At 65.8% G+C, this 16890-nt stretch carries 20 protein-coding genes; 19 read left to right on the forward strand and 1 reads right to left on the reverse strand.

Annotation, left to right across the window (positions count from 1 at the left end; translation table 11 throughout):
- Nucleotides 1–10 precede the first annotated feature (10 nt).
- From CNE_RS36945 to CNE_RS36985, 10 genes are all read left to right on the forward strand, one after another.
- Nucleotides 11–898, forward strand: a complete 888-nt coding sequence (locus tag CNE_RS36945) for a LysR family transcriptional regulator (RefSeq protein ID WP_013954149.1) — start codon at nt 11–13, stop codon at nt 896–898.
- A 121-nt stretch (nt 899–1019) separates the two neighbouring features.
- A complete protein-coding gene (locus CNE_RS36950) occupies nt 1020–2231 on the forward strand; it encodes a CaiB/BaiF CoA transferase family protein (protein ID WP_013954150.1) in 1212 nt (403 codons plus the stop codon).
- Between the two features lie 29 nt (nt 2232–2260).
- Entirely contained in the window at nt 2261–3205 is a 945-nt protein-coding gene (locus tag CNE_RS36955) for a hydroxymethylglutaryl-CoA lyase (protein ID WP_013954151.1), read from the forward strand.
- A 30-nt stretch (nt 3206–3235) separates the two neighbouring features.
- The gene (leuC, locus tag CNE_RS36960) at nt 3236–4651 is read left to right on the forward strand and encodes a 3-isopropylmalate dehydratase large subunit (RefSeq protein WP_013954152.1); all 1416 of its coding nucleotides are present in this window, start codon (nt 3236–3238) and stop codon (nt 4649–4651) included.
- A gap of 21 nt (nt 4652–4672) precedes the next feature.
- Nucleotides 4673–5311: a 3-isopropylmalate dehydratase small subunit gene (gene leuD, locus CNE_RS36965; RefSeq protein ID WP_013954153.1), complete on the forward strand. Its 639-nt coding sequence runs from the start codon at nt 4673–4675 to the stop codon at nt 5309–5311.
- A gap of 67 nt (nt 5312–5378) precedes the next feature.
- Entirely contained in the window at nt 5379–6371 is a 993-nt protein-coding gene (locus CNE_RS36970; protein WP_013954154.1) for a Bug family tripartite tricarboxylate transporter substrate binding protein, read from the forward strand.
- A gap of 8 nt (nt 6372–6379) precedes the next feature.
- On the forward strand, nt 6380–7297 hold the full coding sequence (locus CNE_RS36975; protein WP_013954155.1) for an NAD(P)-dependent oxidoreductase: 918 nt from the start codon (nt 6380–6382) through the stop codon (nt 7295–7297).
- Nucleotides 7298–7333: 36 nt separating this feature from the next.
- A complete protein-coding gene (locus CNE_RS43275) occupies nt 7334–8074 on the forward strand; it encodes an ABC transporter substrate-binding protein (protein WP_269148765.1) in 741 nt (246 codons plus the stop codon).
- Nucleotides 8075–8082: 8 nt separating this feature from the next.
- Nucleotides 8083–8514, forward strand: a complete 432-nt coding sequence (locus CNE_RS43280; RefSeq protein WP_269148766.1) for an ABC transporter substrate-binding protein — start codon at nt 8083–8085, stop codon at nt 8512–8514.
- Complete coding sequence (locus tag CNE_RS36985; protein WP_238553257.1) at nt 8412–8894, forward strand: ATP-binding cassette domain-containing protein; 483 nt, start codon at nt 8412–8414, stop codon at nt 8892–8894. The genes CNE_RS43280 and CNE_RS36985 overlap by 103 nt, the downstream gene beginning before the upstream one ends.
- A 486-nt stretch (nt 8895–9380) precedes the next feature.
- Here CNE_RS36985 and CNE_RS36990 read toward each other — a convergent pair whose 3' ends face one another.
- Nucleotides 9381–10310 (reverse strand): LysR family transcriptional regulator, encoded by a 930-nt coding sequence (locus CNE_RS36990; protein ID WP_041229375.1) that lies wholly within the window; start codon nt 10308–10310, stop codon nt 9381–9383.
- 228 nt (nt 10311–10538) lie between these two features.
- On the opposite strand from CNE_RS36990, the gene CNE_RS36995 reads away from it, so the two are divergent.
- The 9 genes from CNE_RS36995 (at nt 10539) to CNE_RS37035 (ending at nt 16884) form a co-directional block, all read left to right on the forward strand.
- Nucleotides 10539–10934, forward strand: a complete 396-nt coding sequence (locus CNE_RS36995) for a nuclear transport factor 2 family protein (protein ID WP_013954160.1) — start codon at nt 10539–10541, stop codon at nt 10932–10934.
- A 78-nt stretch (nt 10935–11012) separates the two neighbouring features.
- Nucleotides 11013–11312, forward strand: coding sequence for a putative quinol monooxygenase (locus CNE_RS37000; protein WP_013954161.1), 300 nt, complete (start codon nt 11013–11015; stop codon nt 11310–11312).
- Nucleotides 11313–11406: 94 nt separating this feature from the next.
- Entirely contained in the window at nt 11407–11709 is a 303-nt protein-coding gene (locus CNE_RS37005; protein ID WP_013954162.1) for a putative quinol monooxygenase, read from the forward strand.
- A gap of 113 nt (nt 11710–11822) precedes the next feature.
- Nucleotides 11823–13214, forward strand: a complete 1392-nt coding sequence (locus CNE_RS37010) for an MFS transporter (RefSeq protein ID WP_013954163.1) — start codon at nt 11823–11825, stop codon at nt 13212–13214.
- Between the two features lie 101 nt (nt 13215–13315).
- Nucleotides 13316–13711, forward strand: coding sequence for a nuclear transport factor 2 family protein (locus CNE_RS37015; RefSeq protein WP_041229376.1), 396 nt, complete (start codon nt 13316–13318; stop codon nt 13709–13711).
- Between the two features lie 12 nt (nt 13712–13723).
- Nucleotides 13724–14680 carry a fumarylacetoacetate hydrolase family protein gene (locus tag CNE_RS37020; RefSeq protein ID WP_013954165.1) on the forward strand — a complete coding sequence of 319 codons (957 nt, stop codon included), beginning with the start codon at nt 13724–13726 and terminating at the stop codon, nt 14678–14680.
- Nucleotides 14681–14752: 72 nt separating this feature from the next.
- Nucleotides 14753–15151: a cupin domain-containing protein gene (locus CNE_RS37025; RefSeq protein WP_148271826.1), complete on the forward strand. Its 399-nt coding sequence runs from the start codon at nt 14753–14755 to the stop codon at nt 15149–15151.
- 55 nt (nt 15152–15206) lie between these two features.
- A complete protein-coding gene (locus CNE_RS37030; protein WP_148271827.1) occupies nt 15207–16145 on the forward strand; it encodes a VOC family protein in 939 nt (312 codons plus the stop codon).
- A 31-nt stretch (nt 16146–16176) separates the two neighbouring features.
- Complete coding sequence (locus CNE_RS37035; RefSeq protein ID WP_013954168.1) at nt 16177–16884, forward strand: fumarylacetoacetate hydrolase family protein; 708 nt, start codon at nt 16177–16179, stop codon at nt 16882–16884.
- Nucleotides 16885–16890 lie beyond the last annotated feature (6 nt).

Here is a 16890-nt window from a genome sequence, read left to right on the forward strand (position 1 = left end):
ACATCGCATCATGAGACTCGACCCCACTTCGCTGCGCCTGTTTGTCGCCGTGGCCGAAACCGGCTCCATCGCCGCGGCCGCGGAGCACGCGCACCTTGCCGCGGCCGCGGTCAGCAAGCGCGTGAGCGAGCTGGAGCAGGGGCTGGGCACGGCCTTGCTGATGCGCAGCAACAAGGGCGTGCAGCCGACCATGGCCGGGATGGAGCTGGCGCACCTGGCGCGCGGCGTGCTGCACAACCTGGATGACATCCTGGTGCGCATGCGCGACTACGGCGGCGGCTTGCGCGGGCAGGTGAGGGTGATGGCCAATATCTCGGCCATCACGCAGTTCCTGCCGGCGCAGCTCAAGTCGTTTCTGGCCGAGTACCCGCTGATCGACGTGCACCTGGAAGAGCGCGTCAGCACCGCCATCGTGCGCGCGGTGGCCGAGAACGCCGCGGACATCGGCATCTTCACCGCGGGTGCGGTGGGAGCGGAGCTGGAGACGTTCCCCTACCGGCGCGACGAACTGGTCGTGGTGGTGCCCGGCGCGCATCCGCTGGCCGGGCGGCACTCGGTGACCATCCGCGAGGCCTTCGACTACGACTTCGTCAGCCTGCACGCAGGCAGCCAGATCCACCTGCAGCTGGCCAAGGCCGCCAGCGAGGCCGGCCGCGTGTTCAAGCCGCGCATCCACGTGCCCGGCTACGACGCGCTGTGCCTGATGGTGCAGGCGGGACTGGGCCTGGGGATCCTGCCCAGGTCCAGCGCCGGGCCTTACCAGCAAACCCTTGGCATCTGCACCGTCGCGCTCGATGAAGCGTGGGCCGCGCGCCAGCTGGTGATCGGCGTGCGTGCGTATGAGGGCCTGTCCGCGGTGGCGCGGCTGCTGGTGGACCGGCTGCGCGAGGATGAATAGCGCGCCAGCGCTGCCATCGTTTTTCGCGATGGCGGGCTCGCCAATGGTTGCTTTACCGCGCGCGCGAGTTCTTCCAATCTTGCATCACAGACCACCGTATCCACAGGAGCAGCAAACCGCCATGGCTAACGAAGCGAACAACGGAACGATGCCGCTGCAGGGCGTCCGCGTGATCGAGCTCGGCTCGCTGATTGCAGGCCCGTATGCGGGCGGACTGCTCGCGCAGTTCGGCGCCGAAGTGCTGAAGATCGAATCGCCGAAGGACGGCGATCCGCTGCGCAAGTGGCGCAAGCTGTATGAAGGTACCTCGCTCTGGTGGTATAGCCAGAGCCGCAACAAGAAGTCGCTGACGCTGGACCTGCGTTCGGCACAGGGCCAGGAGATCGTGCGCAAGCTGGTGGCCGAAGCCGATATCGTGATCGAGAACTTCCGTCCCGGTACGCTCGAGAAATGGGGCCTGGGCTGGGAAGACCTGCGCAAGGTGAACCCCGCGCTGGTCATGGTGCGCATCTCCGGCTACGGCCAGACCGGTCCCTACAAGGACCGCCCCGGCTTTGCCGCGATCGCCGAGTCGATGGGCGGGCTGCGCTATGTCAGCGGCTATCCCGACCGGCCGCCGGTGCGCTCGGGCGTAAGCATCGGCGACACGCTCGCGTCGCTGTATGGCGTCATCGGCGCCTTGCTGGCCATGCACCACCTGCGCGCCAACCAGGGCGAAGGGCAGTTTGTCGACGTGGCGCTCTATGAGTCGGTCTTTGCCGTGATGGAGAGCCTGGTGCCGGAGTACGCCAAGTTCGGCCATGTGCGCGAGCGTTCCGGCGCGAGCCTGCCGGGCATCTCGCCGTCGAATACGTATCCGTGCCAGGACGGCCAGTACGTGATCATCGCCGGCAACGGCGATGCCATCTTCCGGCGCTTCATGGCCGCCATCGGCCGCGACGACCTGGGCGAGGACCCACGCCTGGCGCACAACGACGGGCGCGTGCAGCACAACGCCATGCTCGACGACGCCATTACCGCCTGGACCTCCGCGCATGCGCTCGACACGGTGCTGGCAACGCTGGAAGCCGCGGCCGTGCCCTGCGGAAAGATCTACACCGCGGCGGAGATCAGCAGCGACGCGCACTACCGCGCGCGCGACATGATCGAGCCACACCATTTGCCGGATGGCTCGCCGCTGGAACTGTCAGGCATCGTGCCCAAGCTCAGCGGGACCCCGGGACGCACCAGGTGGATCGGCCCCGAGCTTGGCCAGCACACCGAAGAGATCCTGGCGGGCATCGGCATTGCCGGCGACGAACTGCGCGCGCTGCGCGCCGCCGGCGTGGTCTGAGCCCGCGCTTTAGCTGAAAGGAAATAACCATGTGGCTTCCCAATGCCCCCCGACGGGTCAGCATCAATGAAGTGTCCGTGCGCGACGGCTTCCAGATCGAGCCTGAATTCGTCCCGACCGAAGAGAAGATCGCGCTGATCGACCAGCTCTCGAACACCGGGCTGGCCCGCATCGAGATCACGTCGTTCGTGTCGCCCAAGGCGATCCCGAACCTGCGCGATGCCGAAGCCGTGGCCAGGCGCATCCGCCGCAATCCGGCCGTGGTTTATACCGCGCTGGTGCCGAACGTGCGCGGCTGCGAGCGGGCGCTGGACTGTGCCCTGGATGAGATCAACCTGGTCATGTCGGCCAGCGAAACGCACAACCTGGCCAACATGCGCATGCGCTGCGAGCAGTCCCTGGCGCAGTTCGCCGAGGTAATGCAGCTGGCCCGCGCCGGCGGCCTGCGCGCCAGCGGCTGCGTGGCGACCGCATTCGGCTGTCCGTTTGAAGGCGCGATCGCGCCGGAGCGCGTGAAATGGGCCGCGGGCCGCTACCTGGACCTGGGCATGGACAGCATCACGCTGGCCGACACCACCGGCATGGCCGACCCGCGCCAGGTGAGCGCGCTGGCCGAGTCCTTCCTGCGCTGGTTCCCGGGCGTGCCGCTGACCCTGCATTTCCACAACACGCGCGGCATGGGCCTGGCCAATGTGATGGCCGGGCTGGCCGCGGGCGTGGACAGCTTCGACGCGTCGCTGGGCGGGCTGGGCGGCTGTCCGTTCGCGCCGGGTGCGACCGGGAACATCAGCACCGAAGACCTGGTGCATATGCTCGAAGCCGCCGGCATCGATACCGGCGTCGACCTGGACCGCTTGCTCGGCGCGGCGCGCGGCCTGCCTGGGCTGGTCGGACACGATATCTCCGGGCAGGTGGTCAAGGCCGGCAAGAGCACGGACCTGCATCCGGTGCCGGAGTGGGTGGGCGCAAGGTAGCCCGCGACACATACAAGGAGAGACCCCACCATGACTGAACCCGACCGCCCGGCGAGCCTGCTCGACAAGCTCTGGGCCAGCCACGTGATCCACCAGGAGCCGGACGGACCCGCGCTGATCTATATCGACCGGCACCTGGTCAACGAGGTGACCAGCCCGCAGGCCTTCGAAGGCCTGCGCCTGAACGCGCGCAAGGTGTGGCGCGCCGCTTCCGTGCTGGCAACGGCCGATCACAACGTGCCGACCACCGCGCGCAAGCTGGGCATTGCCGATCCCGTCAGCCGGGCGCAGGTCGAGGCCCTGGACCAGAACTGCGCAGACACCGGCATCGTCAACTTCGGCATGGATGATCCGCGCCAGGGCATCCTGCACGTGGTCGGTCCGGAACGCGGCGCCACCTTGCCCGGCATGAGCATCGCCTGCGGTGACTCGCACACGTCCACGCACGGCGCGTTCGCGGCGTTTGCGTTCGGCATCGGCACCTCTGAAGTGGAGCAGGTGCTGGCCGCGCAATGCCTGTGGATGAAGAAGCCCAAGTCGATGCTGGTGCGGGTGGAGGGCGAACTGCCCCGTGGCGTGGCCGCCAAGGACATCGCGCTGGCGCTGATCGGCCGCATCGGCACCGCCGGCGCCACCGGACATGTGATCGAGTTTGCCGGCAGCACGATCCGTGGCCTCAGCATGGAAGCGCGCATGACGGTGTGCAACATGGCGATCGAAGCGGGTGCGCGCGCCGGCATGGTGGCGGTGGATGAAACCACGCTGGCCTACCTGGACGGCCGTCCGCAGGCGCCGGCCGGTGCGATGTGGGACGCCGCCACCGGATACTGGCGCACGCTGCGCAGCGATCCTGGCGCCACCTTCGATGCCGTGGTGGAGCTGGACGCCACCGCGATCCGCCCGCACGTAACCTGGGGCACCTCGCCGGAAATGGTGGTGGCCATCGGCGAGCGCATTCCCGATCCGCGCGACGAGCGCGACCCGGTGCAGCGCAAGAGCATCGAGCAGGCGCTGGACTACATGGGCCTGCTGCCGAATACGCCGATCGAGGCGGTCGCGCTGGACAAGGTATTCATCGGCTCGTGCACCAATGCGCGCCTGGAAGACCTGCGCGCGGCGGCGGCCGTGCTGCGCGGGCGCCATGTCTCGCCGCGCATCAGGCAGGCTCTGGTGGTGCCGGGATCGGGGCTGGTCAAGTCGCAGGCCGAGGCCGAGGGGCTGGACCAGGTGTTCATCGCCGCCGGCTTCGAATGGCGCGAACCGGGCTGCTCGATGTGCCTGGGCATGAACGATGACCGCCTGTCGGCCGGCGAGCGCTGCGCGTCCACCTCCAACCGCAACTTCGAAGGCAGGCAGGGGCCGGGCGGGCGCACCCACCTGGTCAGCCCGCAAATGGCGGCCGCGGCCGCGGTGGCGGGCCACTTCATTGATGTGCGCTCGCTGTAGACCACCGGAGGAAACCGAGCAATGAGAGCCTTTACCACGCTGGACGGCCTGGTGGCGCCGCTGGACCGAGCCAATGTCGATACCGACGCCATCCTGCCCAAGCAGTTCCTGAAGTCGATCCGGCGCAGCGGCTTCGGCCCCTACCTGTTCGACGACTGGCGCTACCTCGACCACGGCGAGCCAGGGCAGGACTGCAGCAGCCGGCCCCTCAACCCGGATTTCGTGCTGAACCAGCCGCGCTACCGCGGCGTCTCGATCCTGCTGGCGCGCGAGAACTTCGGTTGCGGCTCATCGCGCGAGCATGCGCCGTGGGCGCTGGAGGACTTCGGCCTGCGCGCGCTGATCGCGCCCAGCTTTGCCGACATCTTCTACAACAACTGCCTGAAGAACGGCCTGCTGCCGATCGTGGCGGCGCCGGACGTGGTCGAGCGCCTGTTCGCCGAGACCGCGGCCACGCCGGGCTACCGGCTTCAGGTGGACCTGGCCGCGCTGCAGGTGGTGACGCCGTCGGGCGAGGCCATTGCCTTCACGCTGGATCCGTTCAAGCAGCACTGCCTGCTGAACGGCCTGGACGATATCGCGCTGGCGCTGCGCCACGCCGGGCAGATCCAGGATTACGAACAGGCGAGGCGGCAACGCGAGCCCTGGCTCTTTGACTGAATGATCCCCTGACGGCAGCCGGCCGTCCGAGCCGGCACCGTCGACACACACAATGGATGGAGACACTATGTCCTGGCAATTTCATACGACCCACGCGCTACGTGCCGCAGCCTTCGGCCTGGCCTGCCTGGCAGGCACGGACGCCGCACTGGCGCAGACCTATCCCACGCAGCCGATCCGCATGGTGGTGCCTTATGCACCGGGCGGAACCACCGACATCATCGCCAGGCAACTGGCGCAGCGTATGTCCGAGAAGCTGGGGCAGCCGGTGGTGGTGGAAAACAAGAGCGGCGCCAATACCGTGATCGGCGCCGACGCGGTGGCCAAGGCTCAGCCCGACGGCTACACGCTGCTGCTGACCAACGATGCCACCTTCGTGCTCAACCCGGTGGTGCTGCCGTCGGTGTCGTACAACGTCGCGCGCGACTTTGCCCCGGTGGCGACGATCGGCTACGTGCCGCTGGTCATGGCCGTATCGGGCAGCCTGCCGGTGGACAGCGTCAAGGACCTGGCCGCGTATGCCAAGGGCCGCCCGCAAGCCCTCAGCTACGGCTCGTTCGGCAGCGGCAGCCAGCCGCACCTGATGGGCGCGCTGTTCAACAAGCTGGCCGGCACCGACCTGGTCCACGTGCCGTACAAGGGCTCGGCGCCGGCGGTGGCAGACGTCGTCGGCGGCCAGATCCTGATGACCTTCCCGGCGCTGCCGACGATCCGGAGCTTTGTTGCGGCAAAGAAACTCAAGGTGCTCGCCGTCAGCGGCGACAAGCGCACGCGCGCGCTGCCGCAGGTGCCCACCTTTGCTGAGGCCGGCTACAAGGACATGGATATCTCGGCCGTCTACGGCGTGCTGGCCCCGGCCAAGGTGCCGCGCGCGGTGGTCGACAAGCTAAACGCCACCATCCGCGAGATCCTGGATGACAAGGACTTCGTCGAGAAGCACTTCGCCGCGCAGGGCATGGTGCCGATGAAGCTGAGCCCGGCGCAGTTTTCGCAGTACATCGAGACGCAGACCCGCCAGACCCGCAAGCTGGTCGAGCTGTCCGGCGTCAGGGTCGAGTAGGAGGGGCCATGACCAGCACGAACAATGCACGCGCGGTGCATGCACCGCGGCTTGGATGGATCGGCGTTGGCGCCATGGGCCGGCCGATGTGCCTGAACCTGCTGAAGGCCGGCTACCGGCTCACGGTCTTTGACCGCGTGCCGGCGCAGTGCGAGGCGGTGGCCGCTGCAGGCGCCACGGTGGCGCCGGCAGCGCAGGCACTGGTGGCGGACTCCGATGTGGTGTTCTCGACGATCTTCGACGATGGCGGGCTGCGCGACCTGTTCCTGGCCCCTGGCGGCGTTGCCGGGGCCGCGACGGCAGACAAGGTCTTTGTCGACATGAGCACGGTCTCGCCCGACGCCTCGGCCGAGGTGTCCGCCGCGCTCGCGCAGCGCGGCGCCGCTTTTCTGCGCGCGCCGGTGTCGGGCACGGTATCGCTGGCCACCAGCGCGCAGCTGAGCTGCTTCGTGTCCGGGCCGCGGCCGGCCTTCGACGCGGTGCAGCCCGCCCTGGCGTGCCTGACCGCGCGCCAGTCCTACGTGGGCGGCGCGGACGAGGCCCGCGTCATCAAGCTGATGATCAACATGATGGTGTTCATGAGCACCGCGGTGATCGGCGAAGGGCTGGTCTTCGGCGCGCGCGCCGGGCTGGACCGCGCGCTGATGGTCGATGCGATCAACGACAGCATCGTCGGCAGCGCCCACTACCGCACCAAGGCAGAGCAGCTCAAGCAGCGCGACTACGCCGCCGTCGGCCCGATCTCGCTGGTGGTGAAGGACCTCGACCTGGCATTGGCGGTGGCCCGCGACAACGCGGTCGCGCTGCCGATGTCGTCGCTGGTGCGGCAATACCTGGCGCTGATGCAGCAGCGCCGGCAAGACCATCTCGACATCGCCGCGCTGGCCGATGTGCTCGAGTGGGCAGGCGTGCCCGGCGCAGTGTAATCGGGCCAACCCGATACCTACAACAAGGATGGAGACATGAACCACAACCCGATCACCCGGGCGCCACGCGCCCTGTTCGCCGCCGCCGGGCTTGCCCTGGCCCTGGCGATGCCGCCGGTGCTGGCCCAGGGCAAGCCCGGCGCCGAACCGGTCCGCATCGGCGGCCTGTTCTCGAACACCGGCGGCCTTGCCGCCGTGGGCCAGGCCGAGCGCGAAGGCGCGCTGCTGGCGCAGAAGGTCGTCAATGCCCGTGGGGGCATTGGCGGGCGGCCGCTGGAAATGATTGTCGAAGACGACGGCTCCAGCCCGGATTCCGCCGTCGCCAAGGCGAACGCGCTGCTCCATACGCACAAGGTTCGCGCCATCGTCGGGCCATCGGGTATTGCACAGACGGTTGCCATCGGCGGCATCACACAGGCGCAGAAGGTGCCCCTGTTTTCGTTCTCGGGACTGGGGCCCGCGGTAGTGCGTGAACGCCATTGCGTGTTCCACCTGACGCCGTCGCAGGAGCTCAACGCGCGTGCCGTGCTGGCCTATGCGCGCGACAACGGCCTGAAGCGCGTCGGCGTGCTGAATGACTCGGGCTACGGCCAGGTGGTCTGGACCAGCCTGAAGACGCTGGACCGCGAGTACGGCGTCAGCTTCATACAGGTGGAGAAGTTCGAGATCGCCGCCACCGATGTCACCACGCAGGCGGCCAAGATCAAGGCGGCCACGCCGGATGCCATCATCGTCATCTCGACCTCGCCCGCGCCGTTCCGCAACGTGCGCAGCTGAAGGTGGGCGTGCCCATCATCTCCGTGCATGGCACGGCTACCTACGAGACCGTCAAGGCCATGGGCGAGGCCGCGGACAACATCATCCATCCCGAGTTCATCGTATCCGAAGACCCGCTGCCGGGGCAGAAGGAATTCGTCGAGACCTTCCGCAAGGAGTACGGCAAGCTGCCCAAGCATTTCTCGGCGGTAGGCTGGGATGCGGTCATGGCCCTGGCCGCGGGCCTGAAGGCGGCCGGTGCCGATGCGCCGGGCGACAAGCTGTGCAGCGCGTTGCGCCGGCCTTACCAGGGTGTCACCAGCGGCTACGACTTCGCCGCGCCCGACATGGGCGGCAGGTGTCGCTGGCGGGGCGGGACATCACCGCCGTCACCGTCCAGCAGCGCAGCCGCGCCGGCCTGGTGCGCACCTTCCAGACGCCGCAGGTGTTCGAGCACATGACCGTGCTCGAGAACCTGATGGCAGGCTGCCACAAGGCCACCCACGCTGGCGTGCTGCGGGCGATGCTGCGCACGCCGGCATCGCGCCGCGAACTGGCGGCCATGCACGATGCCGCGCTGGCATGTGCCGGGAAATTCGGTCTGGAGCGCTTGCTGCAGCACCGGGCCGGCACCCTCCCGGCCGGCCAGCGGCGCATCGTCGAACTGGCGCGTGCCTGCATCGGCAATCCAGGACTGCTGTTGCTGGATGAACCGTCCTCGGGGCTGAACAGCGAAGAGATCGCATGTGGGGCACCACCGATGGGACCCGGACGACACGTACTTCATTATCCATTGCCTGGACCACGCCGACGCGCTGCCGCGCCGGCTGGCAAGCCATGACGCGCACCGTGCCTACCTGGCCGCGGCGCCTGTCGAATGGAATGCGTCGATGCCGACTACCAGACCTTCATGTCGAGGGACGGCGTCTGCGTGCGCGAGCACTTCTTCAACACCACGAGCTGAAGACATTGGTCGCGGACTGGTCCGACGACGACATCCAAGCGTTGAACCGCGCTGTCCTGGTGCAGCCATCCGGCCTTCTTGCCAGCTCGCCTCCGAAATGCCGGATTGCGTCGCGGCGCCCGGTATCACGTTAACTGATCCTTCAGATCAGCAAGTTGAATTTCACCTTTCATGAATATCAGTTCTAAGATCATGACCACTGATCGACCGAAGCGAATGCCTTGTATTTCCGATGACAAATCCAGGTCCGAACCCCTTGCCAGGCAGACCAAGAGTGTCTGGATCAATACTGAGGCGCCGCCGGCCAATCCTTTCGCGATCCGCTAGCACCCCGTGAGCAACCGCGATGCCATGGCGATTTTTTTACGCGCCGATCCATGTCGCACCGCGCCAGACGCCGTCCTGCACCAGGCGCTTCATCAGCGACACGAGCGCGGCGGTCGCACAGGAGGCGGCGGTGGACTGGGTGCGCGTCGCAAGCCGCGCAAGAAGGATGCGGCGAGACAGGGCCGGCGAGGCAATGGGTGCGGCGGCCAGGGTGCCACGCGCCAGGTCGTCGGAGATGGCGGAACTAGGCAGGATGGTATGGGCGAAGCCCTTCGCGACCAGCGACTTCTGCACGCTGAGCGAATTGGTTTCGGCGGCAATAACGAGGTCAATACCGGAAACGGCAAAAGCATGCTCCACCACATTGCGAAGGCCATGCGGCGGATTCGGCAGCACCAGCGCCAGTCCCTCCAGGTCCATGATGGAAAGCGGCCCGGCCTGTGGCACCGTGCTTGGCCGCCCCACCAGGTACAGCTGCTCGTCGAGCAAGGCCTGCACCTGCAGCCCCGTGACCGACTTGTCGTCGTACATCAGCGCGGCATCCACGTCGCCCGACTCGAGCCACTGCCGCAAATGCCCGGCATAGCCTACCGTCAGGCGGACGCCCAGTTGCGGATGCCGGTCCCTTAGCGTGGCAACCAGCTCCGGCGCCAGGAGTTCGCCGCAACTGGGAAGGAGGCCAATGTCCGCCGTGCCTGAGACCAGACCCGCGGCGGGCTGGATCTCCGCCCTGGCGCGATCCAGTTCGCGCAGCGCACGCCGGCCGTACTCCGCGAGGGTCTTGCCGGCATCGGTGAGCAGCATGCCGTGCCGTTCGCGCTCGAACAGTTCGACACCCAGATCCTCCTCGAGAAGCCGGATGTGGCGGGAGACGGCGGGCTGGACGATGTGCAGGCGTTCCGCCGCCTTGGTCGTGCTGCCGGTCTCTGCGACGGCCAGTAATGCACGGAGTTGCTTGATATCCATGAGAAGGGATGAGGTGGCTGTATCGAAGTCGTTGATTCGCGGGCGCTGGCGTCGAGTTTCAACTGCCTGGCGAGGCGAAATATGTGAGGCTCGCGTCACCCGATGCCGGGCCGCGCGGGGAATCCCTGATTGATCTTGCCTCATAAGAGTATATAAATAATATCATTAATTTAGCGACCCGGAGGAACGTCCGGGGTAACCCTGAAAACCTCGAAAAGGTGGTGGAAGATGAACGAGAAGACGAGCGCCGACATTGCGGCGGTGATGACGGCGGATGACGCGAGATATGCGGCCATGCTGGCCGGCGACGTGGCCGCGCTGGATGCGTTGCTTGCGGATTCCCTGGTCTACACGCATGCGACTGCGCGTACGGAAGACAAGGCTGCCTATCTCAAGGCGGTATCGAGCGGTCTCGTCAAATACGTCGAGCTGAAGCGGTCAGAGGCTGTCGTGCAGGTCTATGGGCCGACCGCCGTCATGCACGGACAGCTTTCGCTCAGTGTGTTGCGCGAGGGTAGCCGCAAGGGCATGAACGGCCTGTTCCAGAGCGTCTGGGTCAGGTCGGACAACCAATGGCAAATGGCGGCCTGGGCGTCTGTGCCGCAAGCGTTCACATCCGCGTGATGGCTATTCGTGCCTGGCCGCGCCTAGGCCAGGCAGTACGGTCTGTCAGCAGGCCAATTTACTGAAGGAGAAGAAGCGATGAGCGAAAAGAACGTGGTCCTGGCAGTGAACTGCCGGATCCGGAGCGACAAGGTGAAGGAGCTGATGGCGGAGTTGCTGGCGAATGCGGAAGCCTCCCGCGCGGAGCCGGGCTGCCTGCATTTCGACGTCAGCGTCGACAAGGACGATCCGACCAAGATCATGTACTACGAGGTCTACCGGGACCAGGCGGCGATCGATTCACACGCGCAGACCGCTCACCACAAGCGATGGGTGACCGAAGGCGCGCCGCTTCTCGAAGTGCGGCAGCCGGTGCGGCTGTCACGCACGGCGCCGTGACCCGGCGCGGCTGACGCGGTTCGGGCGCGCGGCGCGCGACAGGTCGCCCGCCCGGCGAAGCGAAGCAATACACAACAAGCAAGAGGGGAGACTGATGAGCGAGAGAAAGCAAGTGGTGGTGGTGGCCTGCCAGCCGAAGGCCGGCAAGCGGCAGCAACTGCTGGATGAGCTGGAGAAGAACCGCATGGCGGCACTGCAGATCGAAGCCGGTTGCCTGCAGTTCGATGTGACGACCGCCGAGGACAGCGACGAGCGGATTGTCGTCTACGAAGTCTACCGGGATCTGGCGGCGCTGGAGGCGCATCAGCAGACGCCGCATTTCAAGAGATTCTTGCAGGAGGGCATCCCGTTGTTCGCCGAGCACGACCTGGCGATCTACGAGCGCGTCGCACCCTGAGGCGGAAGCTGTCCCGGGCTGGCATGCCGGTCTTTGGATATTGCCGCGCGATTCACCGTCCCTTGCTGGCGTCCCGGCAAGGGACGGCTCATCCAGAAAGAGAAAGGTTCACCATGATCAATTCTGATTCGACTATCAGCACAAGCTTGCCGGCGCAGATCGGCAAGGAAGAAGAGGACAAGGTATTCCGGCGCGTGACGCGAGGCATCCTGCCGCTGCTGTTCATCTGCTCTATGATTGCGCTGTTCGACCGTTTCATCGTCGGCTTTGCCAAGCTGCAGATCACCGAGGCCTTCGGCCTGTCCGCCGCGGCCTACGGTTTTGGCGCCGGGATCTTCTCGCTCGGCTACCTGCTGTTCGAAGTGCCGAGCAACGTCATCCTGGCGCGCGTGGGTGCGAAGAAATGGATTGCCAGGATCATGGTGAGCTGGGGCATCGTCACGGTCGGGACGATCCTGGTGCGCACGCCGGAGCAGTTCTATATGGCCCGGTTCCTGCTGGGCCTCATGGAGGCGGGCTTCTACCCCGGCATCGTCTATTACCTGTCCGGCTGGTTCCCGCGGGCGCGCTTTGGCCGGGTCATGGCATTGCTGTTGCTGGTGTTCCCGATCAGCAACCTGTTCATTGGCCCGTTGTCCGGCTGGATCCTGGAGTCGATGTCCGGCACCGCCGGGCTGGCCGGGTGGCAATGGCTGTTTGTCGTCATGGGCATCCCGGCGATCCTGATGGGCTTCGTGTTCTTCCTGCTGGTCGCGGACAAGCCCCAGGACGCAAAGTGGCTCAGTGCACATGAGAAGCGCATCGTCCTCGACGCAATCGCCAGGGATCGTGCATCCAGGCATGAGTCGGGCGGCTGGTTCCTGGCGTTCAAAGACTGGCGCGTGTGGGCGCTCGGCGCAATCATGGCGGGCGGCTATCTCGGCCTGTACGGCATCGTCTTCTGGCTGCCCACGATGGTGCAGTCGGCCGGCGTCAGCGGCTTCCGCAACATTGGCCTGATCGCCTCCATTCCCTGGATTGGCACCGTGCTGGTGACGCTGGTGCTCGGCTACTCGTCCGACTATTTCCAGGAGCGTCGCGGGCATTTCTGTTTCGCCGTCCTCCTGGGAGCGCTGGGCTTCGTGATCAGCGTCCAGTCAAGCACCAACATCTACGTAACCATTGCCGGCCTCAGCGTTGCCTGCGCCTTCCTGTTCGCGTGCTTTCCGCCCGCCTGGGCGCTGGCGTCCACGCTGCTGGTCGGGCAGAGCGCCGCGTGCGGGTTGGCCCTGGTCAACACGGTTGCGTCGTTCGGTTCCTTTATCGGGCCTTACCTGATGGGGATTGGCCAAGAAAGGACGGGCGGACTGACGGCGCCGCTGATGGTGCTGGCTGCCATCTGTTCGGTCTCTGCGCTGGCCATCTGGCTGATTCCGGCCCATGCCCCCGACCAGTCAGGCGCCGGCAGCCGCGCGTTGAAGGACGCCAAGACAGGCGGATCGGTGGCGGATTCCATGGCGCAATAACACGACAACCGGCGGCCATGATCCGCACATTAGATCTATTGATATAAGCAAAAAATAGCCATCGGATGTCAGCCTTCGTCCGATGGCCTGGAAGAAGCGATATGAAAGACGAAACCAAAAGAAAGATCACCTCGGTCCTCATTGCTGACGACCAGCGGCATGCCGCGATGATCGGCGGCGATATGGCAGGCCTGGACCGGCTGCTGGGCGGCGACCTGGTCTACATCCACGGCAGCGCGAGGCAGGACGACAAGCAGCAATATCTCGCCTCCATCGCGAGCGGCGCGGTGAAGTACCTCGACATCAAGCGCACGGCGGCAGCGGTCCAGGTGTATGGGGATACCGCGGTGGTTCACGGCCACATTGCGATCCAGGGCATGTCCAGTGGCGAGAAGCGGCTGATCGACAGCCTCTTCCAGAGCGTGTGGGTGTTGGCTTCTTTTGGCTGGCAGATGGTCGGGTGGGCGTCCATCCCGACTGGCAAGGCGCAGGCATAAGGAGACAGCAAGATGAAATTCGTGACTATCGACTGTGGGGAAAAGGGCCATCCCGGCCTGCTGATGAGCGACGGGAATATCCTCGACCTGATCTTGCTGCGTCGGCATCTTGGCGTGGCGAAGCTTATGCCTGCGGATGTTCGCGGCATTCTCGAAGGCGGCGCGCCCGCACTGGCGCTGGCCGATCAGTGCCGGCGCGCCGTCGAGGAAATGAGCGACCACGCGAGCGCCCAGCTCAGCGAAACAGGCGCACTGGTGTCGTTCCACGGCACGCCGCTGCTGGCCCCGATCCCCGAGCCGCGCCTGTTGTTGGCGGCGTCCGGCAACTACGGTCGCCACATGCGCGAGTATCCGGACGTGCCACTGCCGGAAAATCCTACCGCCTTCATCAAGCCTGCCGACACGCTGACGGGCCACGAGAAGCCAATCCTGATTCCGCCGCAGTTTCCGGATCAGGTCGACTTCGAAGGCGAGTTCGCTTTCGTGTTCGGACGGACCTGCCATAACGTCGACGAAGCGTCGGCGATGCAGTATGTCGCCGGTTACACCATCGTCAACGACGTGTCGGCGCGCAACTGGGTAGCCGAGGTGTTCTCCTCGACCGAGCGCTTCCAGTCCATCCGCGCATGGGACCGGAACATCCTCGGCAAGAACCTGCCCAGTTTCTCGCCATGCGGACCGATCCTGACTACCGCTGACGAGATCGCGGATCCCCACGACCTGGCGATCACCACGCGCGTCAACGGCAAGGTCATGCAGGACAGCGGCACCAGCGATCTCATCTGCCGGATTCCCAGGCTTATCTCGTATTTCTCGAAATGGTACCGGTTCCAGCCGGGCGACATTTTCAGCACCGGCACCCCGGAAGGCGTTGGCGCCGGCCGCACGCCGCCGGTCTATCTCAAGCGAGGGGACCGCATCGAAATCGAGATCGCCGGACTTGGCACGCTGGCCAATCCGGTGGCATAGCCCCGGGCAGGCTGCGGGTCCGGCACGGCAACCCGCACGGGCGCAAATCTTCTGGAAACTGGACAAGGAGACATGATGGAAGACGTGGAGAAACTGACGATCCTCAGAGGCGAGGATCTGAACTGGGAAAGCGATGGACGACGGGGCTTCTTCGAGTATTGCGACCTCGGCATGCGCAAGGCGACCAGCGGCCGCTACCTGGTGCACCTGATTCGTGCCACCGCGTCGATGGAGTCGCCCATCGGCGGTCACCGGCACATCGTAGACCTGCAGGTCGTCTACATGCTCAAGGGATGGATGAAGCTCTGGCACGAGGGCCACGGCGAGGTCACGCTCAAGGCGGGCGACTGCATGTACCAGCCTGGCGGCCTGACGCACGGCGCGCTGGACTGGTCGGCCGATTTCGAATGCCTCGAGGTCATTTCGCCGGGCAATTTCAGCACGCTCGAATCCGAGACCGAGGCGGCTTAGCAACAATCAGCACAAGGCTCGGCCGCCCACGAGCGGCCAGCCAATACCTGGAGACATGATGAGCATCATCAAGGCAACCGGCGTTGCATACGGGCGGCTGCGCGCACCGGATCTGGACAGGATGGAGGCATTCCTGCTCGATTTCGGCATGGTGCGCGTCGCGCGCAACGAGAATACGCTGTACATGCGCGGCACCGGGCCCGCGCAATACATCCATGTGACGGAGAAGGGCAGCCCTGCCTTCCTGGGCATGGCCTACCGCGCGGGCAGCGAGGCAGACCTGGAGAAGCTGACGCGGGTGCCTGGCGCCTCCGCGGTGGAGCCGATCGACGCGCCCGGTGGCGGCAAGCGCGTGCGCCTGCGCGACCCCGACGGCTACCTGATCGAAGTCGTCCACGGCATCGCGCCGCTGCCTGAGCTTCCGATCACGCATCGCCATCCGGAACAAGGCCGGACGGTCGGCGTACTGGACCGGATCCACATGGGGCCCGCGCGGGTCAGGAGCTTCGGCCATGCCGTCATCTTCACCCCCCGGTTGCAGGAGACCCTGGAATGGTACTGGCATGTGCTGGGCCTGCTGCCGTCGGAGGAAGTGTACGAGGGCAGCCCGGACAACGTGCTGGGATCGTTCAATCGCTGCGACTGCGGCGACGAGTTCGTCGACCACCACGTGGCGATGTTCTTCAGCAATGCCACCGCGGGCCTGAACCATCTCGCCTTCGAGGTGGTTGATCTGGACGACGTCTTCACCGGCCACGAGCACCTGCAAGCCAGGGGAGGGTACGAGCCGCTCTATGGCGTTGGCCGCCACCTGCTTGGAAACCAGGTGTTCGACTACTGGGGCGGTCCCTGGGGGATGGTTCACGAACACTACGCGCATGGTGACCTGCTGAACGCAAGCTCGGGACGCAAGCGCGTTGACATCGCCCAGGGCTTTGTCTCGCCGTGGGGTGGGGAGCCTTCCGAGGCGCTGCTGAATCGCGTCGTCCCCTGAGCCGCCGCTTAACGCCACTATCAAACCGAACATGAACACCTCACTTGAATTCGACCCGCAAAGCCTGGTGCTGCCGCGTGTGCCCATCCGTGGCAGCACCCAGCATTACCATGTGCGCCGCATCTTCTGCGTCGCGCTGAACTATGCCGACCATGCCAGAGAGATGGGCAGGGAAGTCTCGCCGGAGCCGCCCTTCTATTTCACCAAGAGTCCCTTCGCCATCACACACACGGACTCGGTCGTTCCGTATCCGCCGGCCACTGCCAACTATCACCACGAGATCGAACTGGTTGCCGCGATCGGAAAGCCTGCGTTCAGGGTGTCACCCGCCGAGGCCTGGGACTGCGTGTTCGGATACGCATGCGGGCTCGACATGACGCGGCGCGACCTGCAGCTCGCCGCGCGCGACAAGGGCCGGCCGTGGGAAGTGGGAAAGGATTTCGAGGAGTCCGCGATCGTCTCGGAGATCGTGCCGGTTTCGGCAATCGGTCACCCGCAAAGCGGCAGGATCGCCGTCTCGGTGAATGGCGAGACGAAGCAGGACAGCGATATCTCGATGTTTATCTGGAACGTGGCGGAGCTGGTATCCGATCTCTCCAAATACTATCGCCTCGGGCCGGGCGACCTGATCTATACGGGAACGCCCCACGGCGTCGGGCCGGTGCGTGCCGGCGACAGCCTGCACGGCGTCGTCGCAGGCGTCGCCAGCATTGACCTGCGCATCGGGCCTGCGGCCTAGCCAAGC

Source organism: Cupriavidus necator N-1 (assembly GCF_000219215.1).
GTDB classification, from domain to species: Bacteria; Pseudomonadota; Gammaproteobacteria; order Burkholderiales; family Burkholderiaceae; genus Cupriavidus; species Cupriavidus necator.

Bases quoted from the DNA above. Each gene is read 5' to 3' on its own strand.
- CNE_RS36945 (WP_013954149.1), top strand. From the start codon at position 11: ATGAGACTCGACCCCACTTCGCTGCGCCTGTTTGTCGCCGTGGCCGAA.
- CNE_RS36950 (WP_013954150.1), top strand. From the start codon at position 1,020: ATGGCTAACGAAGCGAACAACGGAACGATGCCGCTGCAGGGCGTCCGC.
- CNE_RS36955 (WP_013954151.1), top strand. From the start codon at position 2,261: ATGTGGCTTCCCAATGCCCCCCGACGGGTCAGCATCAATGAAGTGTCC.
- leuC (WP_013954152.1), top strand. From the start codon at position 3,236: ATGACTGAACCCGACCGCCCGGCGAGCCTGCTCGACAAGCTCTGGGCC.
- leuD (WP_013954153.1), top strand. From the start codon at position 4,673: ATGAGAGCCTTTACCACGCTGGACGGCCTGGTGGCGCCGCTGGACCGA.
- CNE_RS36970 (WP_013954154.1), top strand. From the start codon at position 5,379: ATGTCCTGGCAATTTCATACGACCCACGCGCTACGTGCCGCAGCCTTC.
- CNE_RS36975 (WP_013954155.1), top strand. From the start codon at position 6,380: ATGACCAGCACGAACAATGCACGCGCGGTGCATGCACCGCGGCTTGGA.
- CNE_RS43275 (WP_269148765.1), top strand. From the start codon at position 7,334: ATGAACCACAACCCGATCACCCGGGCGCCACGCGCCCTGTTCGCCGCC.
- CNE_RS36990 (WP_041229375.1), bottom strand. From the start codon at position 10,310: ATGGATATCAAGCAACTCCGTGCATTACTGGCCGTCGCAGAGACCGGC.
- CNE_RS36995 (WP_013954160.1), top strand. From the start codon at position 10,539: ATGAACGAGAAGACGAGCGCCGACATTGCGGCGGTGATGACGGCGGAT.
- CNE_RS37000 (WP_013954161.1), top strand. From the start codon at position 11,013: ATGAGCGAAAAGAACGTGGTCCTGGCAGTGAACTGCCGGATCCGGAGC.
- CNE_RS37005 (WP_013954162.1), top strand. From the start codon at position 11,407: ATGAGCGAGAGAAAGCAAGTGGTGGTGGTGGCCTGCCAGCCGAAGGCC.
- CNE_RS37010 (WP_013954163.1), top strand. From the start codon at position 11,823: ATGATCAATTCTGATTCGACTATCAGCACAAGCTTGCCGGCGCAGATC.
- CNE_RS37015 (WP_041229376.1), top strand. From the start codon at position 13,316: ATGAAAGACGAAACCAAAAGAAAGATCACCTCGGTCCTCATTGCTGAC.
- CNE_RS37020 (WP_013954165.1), top strand. From the start codon at position 13,724: ATGAAATTCGTGACTATCGACTGTGGGGAAAAGGGCCATCCCGGCCTG.
- CNE_RS37025 (WP_148271826.1), top strand. From the start codon at position 14,753: ATGATGGAAGACGTGGAGAAACTGACGATCCTCAGAGGCGAGGATCTG.
- CNE_RS37030 (WP_148271827.1), top strand. From the start codon at position 15,207: ATGATGAGCATCATCAAGGCAACCGGCGTTGCATACGGGCGGCTGCGC.
- CNE_RS37035 (WP_013954168.1), top strand. From the start codon at position 16,177: ATGAACACCTCACTTGAATTCGACCCGCAAAGCCTGGTGCTGCCGCGT.